The organism is Gluconobacter sp. ESL1110 (genome assembly GCF_058107395.1).
Window position 1 is genome coordinate 64,431 of the sequence record NZ_JBYLUK010000008.1, and the last position, 13,859, is coordinate 78,289.

The 13,859-nt window shown below is 54.3% G+C and carries 14 protein-coding genes and 1 tRNA gene; 12 read left to right on the forward strand and 3 right to left on the reverse strand.

The window, feature by feature from the left end:
* Positions 1-4 precede the first annotated feature (4 nt).
* The 9 genes from AC3B6F_RS08895 to AC3B6F_RS08935 all read left to right on the forward strand — a co-directional run bounded on the left by AC3B6F_RS08895 (position 5) and on the right by AC3B6F_RS08935 (position 7,283).
* Entirely contained in the window at positions 5-1,312 is a 1,308-nt protein-coding gene (locus AC3B6F_RS08895) for a glycine-rich domain-containing protein (RefSeq protein ID WP_489824079.1), read from the forward strand.
* Positions 1,312-1,677 (forward strand): hypothetical protein, encoded by a 366-nt coding sequence (locus tag AC3B6F_RS08900; RefSeq protein WP_489824080.1) that lies wholly within the window; start codon positions 1,312-1,314, stop codon positions 1,675-1,677. Before AC3B6F_RS08895 ends, AC3B6F_RS08900 begins: the two co-directional genes overlap by 1 nt.
* 4 nt (positions 1,678-1,681) lie before the next feature.
* The gene (locus AC3B6F_RS08905; protein WP_489824081.1) at positions 1,682-3,718 is read left to right on the forward strand and encodes a hypothetical protein; all 2,037 of its coding nucleotides are present in this window, start codon (positions 1,682-1,684) and stop codon (positions 3,716-3,718) included.
* Between the two features lie 276 nt (positions 3,719-3,994).
* Positions 3,995-4,351 carry a hypothetical protein gene (locus tag AC3B6F_RS08910; RefSeq protein ID WP_211568409.1) on the forward strand — a complete coding sequence of 119 codons (357 nt, stop codon included), beginning with the start codon at positions 3,995-3,997 and terminating at the stop codon, positions 4,349-4,351.
* Positions 4,352-4,355: 4 nt separating this feature from the next.
* On the forward strand, positions 4,356-4,865 hold the full coding sequence (locus tag AC3B6F_RS08915; protein WP_489824082.1) for a hypothetical protein: 510 nt from the start codon (positions 4,356-4,358) through the stop codon (positions 4,863-4,865).
* A 69-nt stretch (positions 4,866-4,934) separates the two neighbouring features.
* Complete coding sequence (locus AC3B6F_RS08920; protein WP_489824083.1) at positions 4,935-5,237, forward strand: hypothetical protein; 303 nt, start codon at positions 4,935-4,937, stop codon at positions 5,235-5,237.
* An 83-nt stretch (positions 5,238-5,320) separates the two neighbouring features.
* On the forward strand, positions 5,321-5,833 hold the full coding sequence (locus AC3B6F_RS08925; RefSeq protein ID WP_489824084.1) for a hypothetical protein: 513 nt from the start codon (positions 5,321-5,323) through the stop codon (positions 5,831-5,833).
* 77 nt (positions 5,834-5,910) lie between these two features.
* On the forward strand, positions 5,911-6,669 hold the full coding sequence (locus tag AC3B6F_RS08930; RefSeq protein WP_489824085.1) for a C1 family peptidase: 759 nt from the start codon (positions 5,911-5,913) through the stop codon (positions 6,667-6,669).
* Positions 6,666-7,283: a hypothetical protein gene (locus AC3B6F_RS08935; protein WP_489824086.1), complete on the forward strand. Its 618-nt coding sequence runs from the start codon at positions 6,666-6,668 to the stop codon at positions 7,281-7,283. Before AC3B6F_RS08930 ends, AC3B6F_RS08935 begins: the two co-directional genes overlap by 4 nt.
* An 860-nt stretch (positions 7,284-8,143) precedes the next feature.
* Here AC3B6F_RS08935 and AC3B6F_RS08940 read toward each other — a convergent pair.
* The 3 genes from AC3B6F_RS08940 to AC3B6F_RS08950 form a co-directional block, all read right to left on the reverse strand.
* On the reverse strand, positions 8,144-9,403 hold the full coding sequence (locus tag AC3B6F_RS08940; RefSeq protein ID WP_489824087.1) for a Y-family DNA polymerase: 1,260 nt from the start codon (positions 9,401-9,403) through the stop codon (positions 8,144-8,146).
* A complete protein-coding gene (locus AC3B6F_RS08945) occupies positions 9,403-9,780 on the reverse strand; it encodes a LexA family protein (protein WP_489824088.1) in 378 nt (125 codons plus the stop codon). The genes AC3B6F_RS08940 and AC3B6F_RS08945 overlap by 1 nt, the downstream gene beginning before the upstream one ends.
* A 566-nt stretch (positions 9,781-10,346) precedes the next feature.
* Positions 10,347-10,421: transfer RNA gene (locus AC3B6F_RS08950), tRNA-Val, on the reverse strand.
* Between the two features lie 77 nt (positions 10,422-10,498).
* Between AC3B6F_RS08950 and AC3B6F_RS08955 the strand changes: the two genes are divergently transcribed.
* From AC3B6F_RS08955 to AC3B6F_RS08965, 3 genes are all read left to right on the forward strand, one after another.
* Positions 10,499-11,380 carry an N-formylglutamate amidohydrolase gene (locus AC3B6F_RS08955; RefSeq protein WP_489824089.1) on the forward strand — a complete coding sequence of 294 codons (882 nt, stop codon included), beginning with the start codon at positions 10,499-10,501 and terminating at the stop codon, positions 11,378-11,380.
* A gap of 111 nt (positions 11,381-11,491) precedes the next feature.
* Positions 11,492-12,952 carry a xylulokinase gene (gene xylB, locus AC3B6F_RS08960; RefSeq protein ID WP_489824090.1) on the forward strand — a complete coding sequence of 487 codons (1,461 nt, stop codon included), beginning with the start codon at positions 11,492-11,494 and terminating at the stop codon, positions 12,950-12,952.
* 64 nt (positions 12,953-13,016) lie between these two features.
* Positions 13,017-13,616 carry a nucleoside 2-deoxyribosyltransferase gene (locus AC3B6F_RS08965; protein WP_489824091.1) on the forward strand — a complete coding sequence of 200 codons (600 nt, stop codon included), beginning with the start codon at positions 13,017-13,019 and terminating at the stop codon, positions 13,614-13,616.
* Positions 13,617-13,859 lie beyond the last annotated feature (243 nt).

The following is a 13,859-nucleotide window of genomic DNA, read 5'->3' on the forward strand; positions in this document are numbered from 1 at the left end:
TGAATTGGATACTCATATCGTTTATCCGGGCCAGATCCCGCAAGATACGGACCTGCTCCTTGCTCAGAAGCTGATGGCGTTGAGCGTTGGTGGTCTAGGTGATGCTCTGTTCGGCCGCACAGTCGCTGCGTGGGGTTTTTCTCCGACGCTAAGTCCGGAAGCTCTGACTGTTTCGATCGACGCGGGTGTTATCCTTGCTTCGGGGCCAATCTTGCCGACTGCGCTTGGCGGCCAAGGCGGTGGCCTCCCTGCTGACGCAACGGTCACGACCAAGCAGTATCTTCTCCCTTCGGCACAGACGCTGACCATCCCTGGAACAGGCGGCACATATACCCTTTATGCGCTGTGTTCGGACGTGGATACGGACAACACACTTCTCCCGTTCTGGAGCGCTGACAATCCCACGCAGACGCAGGCAGGCCCTAACAATGCAGGCACTCAGCTTGCAACGCGGCGGACCTCGCAGGTTGTACTAACGCTGGCACAGAGCGCCCCGGCCGCTCCTGCGAATGGAAGTGTCATTCCGTTGATGACGTTCGCAGTTCCTAGCGGCGCGACGAATGCGTCTGGCGTGACGTATTCCAAGATCGCGGATATGTTCTGGATGACAATTCCTGAGATCCAGAACCTTGTTCTTGCTAATGAGCCGGGCCGCTTTCTTGGGTCGGAGATTATTACGGAAGATGGTTCCTACACGATACCGACTGGTGCAAAACTGCTTAAAGTCATGGGAGTTGCCCCTGGAGGGGCTGGTGGATACGCAGAAGGTGGTGGAAGCACTCAGGGCGCAGTTTCTGCGGGCGGCGCGGGCGGTGCGGGTTCATTTATAGAGTTTGAGATGGACCTAACCAAATTTGCAGGGCTCACTTCTATTCCTTTGACTGTGGGGGTCGCAGGCGTAGCCACGTACACCACCCAATCTGGGTCGGCGACGAACGCGACATTTAATGGGACAGACATTGTTCTTGAGGGGGGGCATGGAGGGTACTACGGCCCCCTGACAACATCCACGGCCGTTAATGCGAGTGGTGCAGGCGGGCAGATCAGTATTGGCTCACAGCTCTACAAGATCAGGCGGCAGGTCAGCGGTGGATTTGGGCAATCTGGTATGGCGCTGAATGGCACGACATGGCCCGCAACCGGCGTTGGAACTCCAATGGGTGGAGGCACCGGCAACGCGGCAGTTGGACGGGGTGGTAGTGGACAGGGCGCCGGGGCGTCTGGTGCTGGTGGAGGCTCGGGTTACGGGCAATCAAATTATCTTGGCGGCGATGGAGCCCCGGGAGCCTGGATCATTGAGGCATATTCCTGATGAGTGATACGACGATAAACAATCTGGTCCCTGTCACTTTGAACGTACTCGCCAAGCAGATCGTGCCTCTCCTTTTGGCTGCGCAGCTTGAAGGGATTAATATCAGCGGCGCTGAGATTGATGGCGTTGCGGTCTCTGACGCCATTTTAGACGCATCGAAAACAGCGTTGGACGGGCAGAAAGACATAGCAAGTGGCGTTGCCGCCCTTTCGGCTGATCTGGGGCTGATGCTGAATGGCGTTGAAGTCATGGGCACATCTACAGATGGCCACCTGCTTATCAAGGCCGATCTGCCAACAACTGACCCCGGCATCTCCGGCGCACTTTGGAACAACGGTCAGTACGTGATGGTATCGGCGGGATAATCCGATGAAAAAGTTATTCCTTTTGGCGGCTGCGGCCACTTTTTTTGTGTCTGGTGTTCGGGCTGCTGACGTTGTTCCAAACCATATCCGGCATCCTCTCCATGCTTCGGCCGTGAAGGCGTTGGCGCCAAAGTCTGTGATTCGCATGGGGGCGACTGCATCAGCAGCGGCCAGCGCGGCTACTCCTGTCCCAACGCTGGCCCCAGGCGGTCTATCTAACGCCAATATAATCGCTGGCCTGTCGTGGTCTGCCCTTTTGGGTGATACCGCCACCTATGCGGATAACTCTGTCCAGCAGGCGGATATTGGCTCCACGGTTGCGGGGCTGGATAGTAATGGAAACGTCACAGCCCCGTTGTCAGACAATGTGATCCACGCCCCTAATACAACACTTGATGGCAAGACTATTACCTGGTGGGGGGCGGCAATCGACGCCAACTCCACGACTGCCGGTGCCGCCGTTCCGAAAACGTGGATTGGTGCGAACACGACCAGTTCAGTGATGGGTGTTGCGCCTTTGGATGCTTCAGGTAACGTTACCGCACCCTTATTGGATAACGTACGCACAGGCGGAAGTGATACAGGAACTGACGTGAGCGCCGCTACTTCACAGGCTTCGGGTGCAACTTCTTCCCGTTCCATTGCCTCACATTTTGGAGATTTCTTAACAGCCACTGACTTTGGGGTTGCGCTTGATGGCTCAGACCAGCAGACAAACCTAAGCACATACCGGGCAAGTCTTACCTCGCCAGGATTTCTGTTTATTCCAAGCGGGAATTTATGGTCTTCTTCTCCGCCAACCGGGGGCTCTGAATACTCGCAAATTTGGTTTACTAACAATTCTCTGTGGTCGGGCACGGCTCCCTTTACGCAATTTTATGAAGGGGCCAATACAAACAACAACAAAGATACTGTTATCTCCAACAATAATGGCGCTTTATACATAAATAGAGCCAATAATGTTGGATCAGATGCAGGCGATCAGCCCGTCATAAAACTGGACTACGGAATATATAGAAGCAATTCCAACTACCACCAAGAGGCCGGAGTGTACTTCAACTGCACTAAAGGGGCGATTAGTACGAAAGAAAGCCATTATTGTATGCAAAGTTTTATGACTTCCGACGCGTATGGCGGTCCTATAGATGCCGCTGCCAATGTGTTCGGGATCAGGAATGCTTTCAGTGACGGTAACGGGCCGAGAAACATGCTTGCTGGCATGAATGTTGGTGTTATCGACAACACAGGATTGAAGTCCAGTGAGTCAGGAGCCATTAACGCTTTTGAGGCTGACCTTTACGCCACTGGTGACGATGATGCTGGCGACTGGCGAACGGTTGGAATGTTCAACCTTGCGCCTTCCTCGGCCGCTGCCAGTGGGTCATCTGTTCGCGCATCTCAGGGAGTAATTATCACCACCCAAGGCAACGCCACGTACGGCAGAGCATTGGCCTTTTACAGTCAGTGGGATACAGCAGGAATTGATTTATCAGTTGGAACGTCTGTCAATAATGCGCCTGCGCTTAGAGTTGGGACAAATAAAACCATTGATTTTAGTGCAAACTCAAAGGTTATGGCATCGGCAGATTCCTCAAATGATCTTTTAATAAACACTAATGGTGCATTTGCATTAAGCATTGGTGCGGATCAATCTCTAAATCCCCAAGGCAATGTTAATATCACAAGTGGGAAATCGATCTTTTTTTCGGGTGGCGAAAGGATAAATGATGCTTCAGGTTCTCTTGTTGTGACAACTTCAAGTAACACGATTGCATTATCTGTTGGACAAGATGGAAATCTGCACACCGATGGGTCTGTTTATGCGTCGGGTGCGTTAAGTGGTTCAATGGTTAAAACATCATCACCATCCAAAACACTTGCGACAATTAAATCTGAAAGCCACTCAGAAGGCGATCAAGTGTGGTGCCATGATTGCATTGTCGGCTCCGAGGTAAGTGGGGCCGGAACAGGTTCTTGGATTGTACTTGGATCGGACGCCACGTGGCGCAATCAAGGGGGCAGCGAGGCAGCAAGTAACTAATGCCGCCGCTAATGCAACAGAGGTTTATACTACGAATACAAAGACCGTTGTGTTGCTCGTGGATGGAACATGGCACCAGATTGCATTAGGGGACGCCCTATAATCCATAATCAGATAATATCTGATTACTCACGGAAACAGGTGGAGGGTTCGAACTGATGTCCTTTGATATCCAATCCAAACTAGACAGCCAGAACAATACTATGGCGAACTAATCCGACAGACAATTTGACTGACACAGCCGCCCGATGAGGCGGTTTTTTATTGGAGGGGCGGATGCCCGATGAAGTGCTTGAGGCACCTGAAACGATCTCCACGCTTCAACGTCGCCTCAGAGCTGCTGAAGATACCGCGCTGCGTCTGGAGACCCGGCTCGATGCCGTTGATGCCAAGCATGATGATCTGAGAGCTGAGCTCAAGGCTGAGCTGCTGGACGTCAGGCGGGAGATTAACCTGATGCGGGACCAAATTCTGATCAGTGTGCAGGATCTCGGAAAAAAGCTGGATGACACGCGCTCGCTTCGTAGCTGGCTGATCGGCGTCCTGGCTGCAGGAGGCGGAAGTGTCGGCGCAGGTGCTGCCGTCTCGTTCTGGCACATTCTCAAGACAACCTATCCGCAGTGGCTGGGATGATGTCATGATAATCAATTCTTCTTACGGCCTTGATCCCGGGCAGGTGAAGCAGTTCATCGTCGTTCCGACACTCACGGCCATGGGTAGCCAGTTCGCAAGTCTTTCGGCCATCAATCTCTGCCTGGGAATTGCCATGGCTGAGAGCCGGTTGCGCTATAAACGCCAAATCACGAACTCCGGCTTCGGTCCGGCTCGCGGACTTCCTCAGATGGAGCCGGAGACCCACGACGACTGCTGGACCAACTGGCTGAATTTCCCGGCTCAGGCTCAGGTTGCGAAGGTTATTCGAAATCTAATTGGCAACCTGGCACCGAATGCAGATCTGATGATCGCCAACGATTCCTATGCGTTCGCATTGGAGCGGATCAAGATCTACCGGGACAAAGAGCCGCTTCCGGCATGGAATGATGCGGCAGGGATGAGCTGGTATCACAAGCGCGTTTATAACACGTCGTCCGGGGCTGCTGATGCAGACGCCAACGTCGTGCATTTCAAGGCCGCGATCGCGGCTTGACCTGATTTCCTGCTTGGTGCGTGCGCTCGACGCTGGCTAAGCCGGATACTCTCTCAAGGAAAACAAGACATGGATCTCTCGACGCTTCTCAGCGCAGTGCCGGACAAGTACGCCCTGTACGTGTCCGCCTTCATTATCCTCTGCAAGCTCGTCACGGTGCTGGTGAAGCCACCGGCCTCCACGTCAAAAGTGGCTTGGCTGTACCAAATCGTCAGCCTGATCGGACTAAACGTGGGCTGGGCAGCCAATCGCCTGCAGGTCGGAAAGACGGGTGTGATGGTGGCTCGGTCTGATGCGGATGAAGCCAAAGCAGCTCTTGCCCAGGCGAATATCCCGCTGGCCTCTCCCAAGCCAACTGACCGCCCTTCCTGACCGGAGGAGGCAGATTTTCCTGCCAGACCGCCCGTCTTTCTTGCCGCCCTATGAGGCGGTTTTTTCATATCTGGAGCTTTTCCATGCGTCTTCGTAATCGCTTCGCCGTTCTCGGTCTTTCCGCCATTCTTCTTGGCTCCACTGCTGCCTGCTCGAATGACGCAGCTAGCGGTACCACGACGTTCGACACATCCGCCCTCAATAAGGATGCCACGGCCATTGCCTATGCGGTGCAGGTCATCGAGACGATGCCCGGTGTAGTCGATCACCTGTCTGACGCCGACAAGGCCAAGTTCGACAACCTGGTCGCTCAGATCAAGAGCGTCACGGCGTCCATTGAAGCCAGTTCAGACGGCTCCATCACTGTCAATACGGGTAAAGACTGGGCCAAGAGCCTTGGCACCGACCTCAATACGCTGCTGACAATCGCGTCTCCGATTGTGTCCGTCTACTACCCGTCCGCGTCCACGTATCTGAGCACGGTTCAGGCGATGATTCCGCTCGTTGAAACGCTCGCGGGCCTGACGGCTGCTCCGTATGCGGCTCCCGTGGATAGCCCAGCCCTGCTGCGGGCCCGCATCTATCAGGGCGTTTAAGTGCTTCAGCCATAACTAACGGCAAAGGGGAGTGGCTTCGGCTGCTCCCCTCTTTTTTTTGTTTCTGGAGCAAGTGAATGACGCTCAAACTCGGAAAAGGTGCTGTTAAGCACGACACACGCACCTACAAACTCGGCCGGGTTCTCGCGGTGCGTCTGCCGGATGTGCCTGCAAGCAAGGACTGGTCGCAGGACGTTCCCTATCAGATGTGGGGCAATGATCGCTTCGGCTGTTGTGCCTTTGCGGCCTATGCGGCTCTGACCGCAACGTGGACGAAGGCAGCTCAGGCGCTTGTCCTTCTGACGACAACGACGGTTCTGTCTGCCTACGCCGAAGTCACCGGGTTCAACCCGCAGACCGGTGCGAACGACAACGGTACGATCCTTCTGGATCAGCTCAATCATTGGCGCACTGCCGGACTTCCGCGTCCGGGCCAGCCGGGACGCGATTACCTGACAGCGTTTGGCGCGATTGCTCCGACGGACGTTCAGGGAATCAAGCGCAGTATTTGCTATCTCGGCGGCGTTCTCGCGGGCGTTCAGGTGCCTCGCGGGTTTATGAACCTCGGTCTTGGCGATACGTGGGATCTGTCGAAACTGTCTGGCACTGATCTGGCCCCGGAAGGCGGCCACGCCATCGCGTTAACCGGCTACACCGCTGCCGGCGTCTTCTTCAATACATGGGGAACGCGGACGTTCATGCCCTGGGCAACGTTCACGCAGATTGCGGATGAGGCATACGGGCTTCTGTCTCGCCAGAACTGGCTTGGTATCCGGGGTTTTTCCCCGAATGGGGAAGAATTCGATTCCCTACTGGCGGAAGTGAGGGCGGCGTGATTTGCGAACTTGCGCAAATTCGCAAGCTGGCGCTTTTCGGGTTCCTGTCCCTCTCTGCCTGTTCGGCCGGGACAAGTGCCCCGACCACGATCAGTGCCGCGATCGCTGGCGTTCAGGCCGATCTAACAAAGGCAGGTGTCGTTAGTGTCTCGGACGTACAGGGCTGGTCGGCAGCACAGATGAGCGCGTTCGATGCCAACGTGCGTGCGCTCCAGTGTTCGCAGAAGACCGCAGATCCGGTCGTGGCCATGATTGCCGGTCCAGTCACGATGAACCTGACAGGCTCGTTCACGCAGTCCGGTTCATTCTCCGTGTCTGCATCCGCCTCAAGTTTTGCCCCTGTTTTTGGCTTGCAGGCCGATGCCTCGCGTATGCATGCGCAGACGCTTTCCCTGCCAGTTCAGTTCGTCCCGCTATCCGCATTGCCGGATGCGGAGATGGGGCGTGCTATCGGATACGCAGGCGACCTCATTAAGCAGCGACAGGACGTGACAGATCGGATTGTCTCGGATCGGGACGCGCTGGCCGCGCATGTCCGGCTGCTCACGTCCGGTTATGATGGGGGCGGCTGTTCTGGTGGTGTGCATCCGTTCGTGGGTATGCGCCGTGAATAATTCTGCTGCGAAGTTAGTTCTCTGATATGGCCAACTTGGGGGGAAGCGGTCCGTCTGCTTTTGGACAAATTTCATTCGAAGAAGACGTTTTGTTGCGATGTTGACACGGCGTCTCGCCCGTAAGAGCATCAGGATTGTTGCAATAGAGCGAGCGGACGCTGAGTAAAATGAAGTTGATCCCGTGCTTGATGACTATTCTAATCCTGCCAAGCAGTGCCGTCTCTCAGACACCCAAGCAGATTTCCTGTAACGCTCGCAGCTGCAATGGAACCTTGTTTGAGGTTTTCAACGCCATACGTACTGAAATGGAGAAACCTGCTCCCCGACTTGCGAATATTTTCTCACCTCCGCTCCAACAGAAGCTTCGGCACGGAGGTGATATAGAGACCAGTATCCGCACACAGGATGCCTATATAATTCGCGGAATCGAAGTACGTCCGTTCACACTTGGGCGGCATGGTATGGTTTATCTTCGCCTGAGTAACCGCGATGAAGGCCGCTGCCTTGAAAGAGACAACGTGGAAAAGTATTATAAATTTACTAATAGAAATATTTTTATAGACGCTGCCGATCCACCGCCCCCGCAAGGCTGGGGGTACAAGAAAAAGTATTCGTCAGCGACTATCTACGTTAGTTTTTCTGACGGGCCGGCCAACTGTGCGAACGGGCTATCTGTTCACTTAGGCGAGTAGTACTCACGTTTGCATCTTTAGATGTAGTGTCCCTCATTCTCTGAGGTAACCTTTGCGGTGAGTTAACCGCCCGGGATTGGCGAATACTAATTGCGCCCAAGAAATTGCGTCGGCTTTGGAGAAGAAAAAGACTACTCATTTACGTCCGACTTGAGGCGAAAGCAGTCTTCACCAACTTCGAGCCCGAACGATCTCATCCAATCGCGTCGTATAGCGGGCAGATAACAATGATGCCCTTGGTGCCCATGTGCGACATAGCCCTGTCGATGATGGCCGTAACGCCCCACTTCCAAACCGCGCGTTGATGGCGTCCATGGCGGCCATTGCTGCGGTGGATGGCTCGGGCGCTCGAGCAGTAAATAAAGCGCCTTGGCCATCTGCTGGCCTAAGATCAGTCAACACAACTCCAGCTTTGAAATACCTGTACCCCGGCAACCAAACGGCCTGAGCCAGATTGGTTGCATGACGGATCAGATCCCGGGTGTCCGAGGTTGGCTCAATGCCCGCGCCTACATGTTTGGCGTACCAAGGATCTCCATTGTGCGGGTTGGTCTGCATAAGGATGGAGAGGTGTGCTGCTTCCAAATGCTCCGCACGCAGCTTTTCTGCTGCTCTGGCAGCATAATGAGCAACAGCTTCACGGATTTCGGGCCATTCCGTGAGTAGCCGACCAAACGTCCGGGTTGATGCAATGCTCTTTCGCGTGGCTGAGATCTCGGACAGGGCCAGGCACGATTGCCCGCGGAGCTCGGCCTGCACGCGGGCTCCGACAACAGTCAGTATGTTGCGGATCGTTTTGGGATCGAGGGCCACGAAATCCGCCACGGTTTCAATGCCCATGGCCCGCAGCTTTTGTGTGGTCTGTTTTCCAATCCCCCAAACCTCATCAATGCTGGTGACGGCGTACCACTCAGCCCGGATATGCGGATCTGTCAGATCACACAGACCCTCCAATCTTGTGTGATCTTTGGCTAGGCCGTTCGCGAGTTTGGCGATCGTTTTGGTCGGGCCCCACCCAACGCAGGTTGGAATTTTAGCCTGCTTCCAGACTGCGTTTTTGATTTCGCGGCATAGTCCGTGAAGATCCCCTGGGAGGCCGGTTAACTCGAGAAACATCTCATCGATCGAATATGGCTCGACAGACGGAACGCGAGACTGAAGAACTTCGTACATGCGCCGCGACATGTCAGCATACAGGGCGTAATTGCTGGAATACCAGACGACCGGCTTTGCCTCGGGACGCTTTCGGGCGAAGTGCCAAGGGTCGCCCATCTTGATACCAAGCGCCTTTGCCTCCCGCGTGCGGGCAATCGCACATCCGTCATTATTGCTGAGAACCACAACAGGCTTACGCTTCAAACCAGGTTCAAATGCACGCTGGCAGGAGCAATAGAACGAGTTTCCATCGATGAGGCCGAAGGTCGGCATCAGACGTCCGTGCGAACTAGACCGGTTGCCACAGCCCAGATTGAGACGTCCGTGTCATCATCAACTTGAACTGGGTGAGCTGCACCAGATGGTCGTAACCACCAACCGTCAGACCTCTGTGTCAGCTCGCACACGCGCAACTCATCACCAACGCTCGCAACGACGACGACACCTGCACGCGGTGCCAAGGCAGAATCAACAACCAAAATATCGCCGTGCTTGATTCCCCTTCCCGACAAGGCATCGCCCTCAACGCGCACCGGGTAACGGCTTGGCTGGCGCAGATCCAGAGCAGCCGCCATCAGGTCGATCGTTCCCTCGATATTGTCCGCCGCTGGGGACGCAAAACCCGTTGTGCGATCGCCTTGATAAGCCATGTTCTCCTCCCGATATAACGGAACAAAAAGAGAACAAAACAGGCCGCGTCAAATGAAATCTGAGAGCGAATAATCTTCTTTGGCGATTTCAGGTAGTTACGATTTCAGCTTTCCGCCGCCGAGAGATCACTGCAACCTGACACCCTCGGCGACTACGCTGCATCGCGTGCAGATACACTGAGGCCACCTGCGGTCATCCCGCAATTAATTATGTCTTTATATTTCTGACGTGTTTGGGAGTGCGAACTATTGAGGATTACTCAATGCTTCGCCTGTCAAGGGATCCTTGACGGCTGAACTTGTAACAAATGCTGATGAGTTGCTGCAGACAAGACCGCCCCGCTGCTGAAGTGTCAGGGTCCTGCGGCGCCCATGGAGTCCCGTGCAATTGATAAGCGATTCGGCCTGATCTCAATTTCTGCACGGATTTTGCACGGATTTCATCGGTGCAACGCGATTCTACATGATAGAGATCGGCGATAAATGGCAGCAGAAAGGATCGGATCGGTTCCGAATTCTCTCTCTAAAAACTGCGATTTTATAAGGAAAATTCTGACCGGATCGGGTGGTGGGCGCAACAGGGATTGAACCTGTGACCCCTACCATGTCAAGGTAGTGCTCTACCGCTGAGCTATGCGCCCCCGATCCGGTGAGGCGGTGTTTAGCTGTATCAGTTCGGGGTGACAACCCCCAAAAATGAAAAAATTGCATTGAGGTTATGACGAGCCTTCCCTCCTATCCTGCTGTTATCATTAAAAAACCTCAGAAAACTGCCATTCCGATTGTGGTTTCCTCTCCCCATTCTGGAGAAAAATATTTCCCTGATTTTCTTCAGATGACCCGATTGTCTTTACGGGAGCTTCAGCAGACAGAAGACAGGTTCGTTGACAGATTGTTTGATTATACCTCTGAGGTGGGCGGTACGCTGCTGACGACAGAATTTCCGCGTGTCTGGTGTGATGTGAACCGGGATTGTCGGGAACTGGATCCGGGAATGTTCCGTCCCGCACTGTCGAGTGAAGGTCTTGTGCAGAGTGCGAAAGTCCGGGCGGGATTTGGTGTTATTCCGCGCTGTGCTTCCCAGGGGCGGCCGATTTACACTCATTGTCTTCCTGTCGAAGAAATTCATCGGCGGCTGCAGTTGGGATGGATTCCTTACCACGAGAGCCTGAGCAGATTACTTGAAGAGCTAAAGCAACAGTTTGGCTTCGTGATTTTGCTGGAGGCACATTCAATGCCACCTCTCCCCCAGAGCCGTGCGTGTGACATGGTGATTGGAGATGTGCATGGAAAATCCTGTTCCCCGCACCTTACGGACATTGTGCAGCAATCTCTGTGTCAGCTTGGATATGAGGTTCGGCGGAATGTTCCTTATGCAGGCGGATACATTACAAGTCATTATGGTCGTCCCCATGAAGGAATACATGCCATCCAGTTGGAGATCTGCCGCTCGCGGTATCTGAATCCTGCGACTTTACAACCATCGCGTGGTTTCCAGCAGGTTCAGAGCGATATGGCGGCCCTTCTGGAGACGCTCTCTCACTTTGTGGAAGACCGTCTATCCTCGCACGCCCCTTCCAGAGTGCAGTCAGCCTCGTGATGGCTTTTCTGTGGCATCCGGAAGATTGGGACAGTCACTTAAAATTGCGGTGAGTAGCAGCCGGAAGTATGCCCTAAAGGCGTGTTTTTGAATCTGAGTTTGGACAAGTGCATGTTTCTGGGAATTGACGTCGGGACATCCGGAATCAAGGCTTTGCTGGTGGATGAAAACCAGCATGAAGTTGCATCCCATACGGAGAGCCTGACGGTGAGCCGGCCTCATGCGGGGTGGAGCGAGCAGGATCCGGAAGACTGGTGGAAAGCCGCTTGTCGCGCCATTGATAAACTGCACGGTCAGCATCCTGAAGCAGTTGCGGCGATCCGTGGCATTGGTCTTTCAGGACAGCAGCATGGCGCGGTTCTGGTTGACGCATCTGGTGAAGTCTTACGCCCGTGTATTCTTTGGAATGATACGCGTGCAGAAGCGGAATGTGCACTCTTTGAGGAACGGTTCCCGCTCAGTCGTGAAGTGACGGGCAATATTGCCATGCCGGGCTTTACCGCTCCAAAGCTGCTCTGGGTAGCACGGCATGAGCCCGAAATTTTTGCCAGAATCCGTCATGTTTTGCTTCCAAAAGCATGGCTGCGGTACCGGATGACTGGCGAGATGATCGAAGACATGTCGGATGCCTCGGGGACGCTCTGGCTGGATGTTGGAAAGCGTGCCTGGTCGGCCGAGGCTTTGAAGGCCACGGGTTTAACGCTGGCCAATATGCCAACTCTCTGTGAAGGAACGGAGCCTGCCGGTGTTCTGAAGGAAGATCTGACGCACCGTTGGGGCATGACGTCTGCGCCTGTATTTGCGGGAAGTGCCGGAGACAATGCTGCCGGAGCGGTAGGCCTTGGCGCTATTCGTAATGGGGATGCTTTCGTTTCTCTGGGGACTTCAGGCGTTGTGTGGGTGACGACTAATGAGTTCAGGCCTGAGCATCAGTCTGCCATTCACGCTTTCTGCCACGCTGTACCGAAAACCTGGCATCAGATGGGGGTGACACTTTCTGCTGCTGCGTCTCTCGCCTGGTGGGCAAAAGTGTGTGGTGTGACGGAACGCGAGCTGTTGGCTGAGTTACCAGAGCGCCCTACCCGCCCATCATCTGTTCTTTTTGCGCCTTACCTGTCCGGAGAGAGAACGCCTCATAATGATGGGACCATCCGGGGCGGATTTGTTGGATTGTCTCATGATACGAGCCGGGCAGAATTGACGCAGGCTGTTCTTGAAGGGGTCGCGTTCTCTTTTCGTGATGCTCTGGAAGGTTTAACGGCTTCCGGGTCCGTAATCACCGAAGCCGATGTAATTGGCGGTGGGTCTCGTAGCCCGTTCTGGATTGCTATTCTTGCTTCGGTTCTTGGTTTGCGGCTGCACAGCCTTGCACATGGGGAGCATGGAGGTGCGTTTGGTGCGGCGCGTTTGGCCCGAATTGCTGCAACGGGTGAAAGTGTGGAGAGTGTGTGCACACCGCCGGAGCGGGTTTCTGCCACTGATCCTGTCCCCGAAATACAGAACGCCTACGATCAAGCCTATAGCCGCTATCGTCGTCTTTATTCTGCTCTTCGGGGAATTCAGGACGCCTGAATGCACCAAACAGGCCGAAAAGAAGATGTTTTGCCTGTGATGCCGGTATGATAATCCCGGTCATATGCAGGCAAAATTTCCTTCCGTTTATCTGGCCGGTGATTTGGTGTTTCGGCCGGATGCGCTCTCCCTTTTTGATCGTCTTAAAGCCATCTGTGCAGAGGTAGGCCTTGAAGGTATCGCCCCTTTTGACGGGCAGGCTGAAGCAAGGCTGATGCCGCCGGGACGCGAGACCATTCTGGCTTTTGTTCGTGCGGATCGCGAACTGATGGATCAATGTGATGGCGGGTTGTTTTGCGTAGATCCATTCCGTCGTTCAGCGGATATGGACCCTGGAACTGCGGTGGAAATTGGCTACATGCACGGTATGGGAAAGCCGATGGAAGGCTACACTGTGGATGGTCGGCTTTATCCTGAAAAGGTCGAAGCTTACTGGCATGAAGCCTGGGGGGAACCGCTTCGTGCACGGAAAGAAGATGGGACACCCGCTTCGGGGAGTATGGAAGATCCGGACGGAATGCTGGCGCATTCCGAAGGGTTGTATCAGAACGGCATGATTGATGGATTTATCGGGTTTTCCGGCGGACAAATTGCGGTAGATGCCGATTTTTATGAAGCGTTTCGGAAGGCTGCAAAACGTCTCTCTGAGCGTCTGGGCCGTTAAGAGATCACAGCCCTTCTGGTAGGATAAATGATAATCAGGCTTGTTTGTGGGGCTGATGATCATTGTCTTTGCATGAAGGAAATCGCGGTGCGCACGTCTGGTCTGATGCTAATTGCCATACTGGGGCTGTCTGCTTGTGCAGTCCCGCAGCGGAAAGATACCCGGGCAGATCTTTTGAGGCCCGTCAAAAGCGACCGCTCGGGAACAGATCCCTCATCTGCTTTACAGAAAGATGGAAAGGTC

What these genes read in the sequence shown, in the direction of transcription:
- AC3B6F_RS08955 (WP_489824089.1), top strand. Translation starts at nt 10,499, where the DNA reads ATGACGAGCCTTCCCTCCTATCCTGCTGTTATCATTAAAAAACCTCAG.
- AC3B6F_RS08900 (WP_489824080.1), top strand. Translation starts at nt 1,312, where the DNA reads ATGAGTGATACGACGATAAACAATCTGGTCCCTGTCACTTTGAACGTA.
- AC3B6F_RS08910 (WP_211568409.1), top strand. Translation starts at nt 3,995, where the DNA reads ATGCCCGATGAAGTGCTTGAGGCACCTGAAACGATCTCCACGCTTCAA.
- AC3B6F_RS08930 (WP_489824085.1), top strand. Translation starts at nt 5,911, where the DNA reads ATGACGCTCAAACTCGGAAAAGGTGCTGTTAAGCACGACACACGCACC.
- AC3B6F_RS08965 (WP_489824091.1), top strand. Translation starts at nt 13,017, where the DNA reads ATGCAGGCAAAATTTCCTTCCGTTTATCTGGCCGGTGATTTGGTGTTT.
- AC3B6F_RS08940 (WP_489824087.1), bottom strand. Translation starts at nt 9,403, where the DNA reads ATGCCGACCTTCGGCCTCATCGATGGAAACTCGTTCTATTGCTCCTGC.
- xylB (WP_489824090.1), top strand. Translation starts at nt 11,492, where the DNA reads ATGTTTCTGGGAATTGACGTCGGGACATCCGGAATCAAGGCTTTGCTG.
- AC3B6F_RS08945 (WP_489824088.1), bottom strand. Translation starts at nt 9,780, where the DNA reads ATGGCTTATCAAGGCGATCGCACAACGGGTTTTGCGTCCCCAGCGGCG.
- AC3B6F_RS08925 (WP_489824084.1), top strand. Translation starts at nt 5,321, where the DNA reads ATGCGTCTTCGTAATCGCTTCGCCGTTCTCGGTCTTTCCGCCATTCTT.
- AC3B6F_RS08905 (WP_489824081.1), top strand. Translation starts at nt 1,682, where the DNA reads ATGAAAAAGTTATTCCTTTTGGCGGCTGCGGCCACTTTTTTTGTGTCT.
- AC3B6F_RS08920 (WP_489824083.1), top strand. Translation starts at nt 4,935, where the DNA reads ATGGATCTCTCGACGCTTCTCAGCGCAGTGCCGGACAAGTACGCCCTG.
- AC3B6F_RS08915 (WP_489824082.1), top strand. Translation starts at nt 4,356, where the DNA reads ATGATAATCAATTCTTCTTACGGCCTTGATCCCGGGCAGGTGAAGCAG.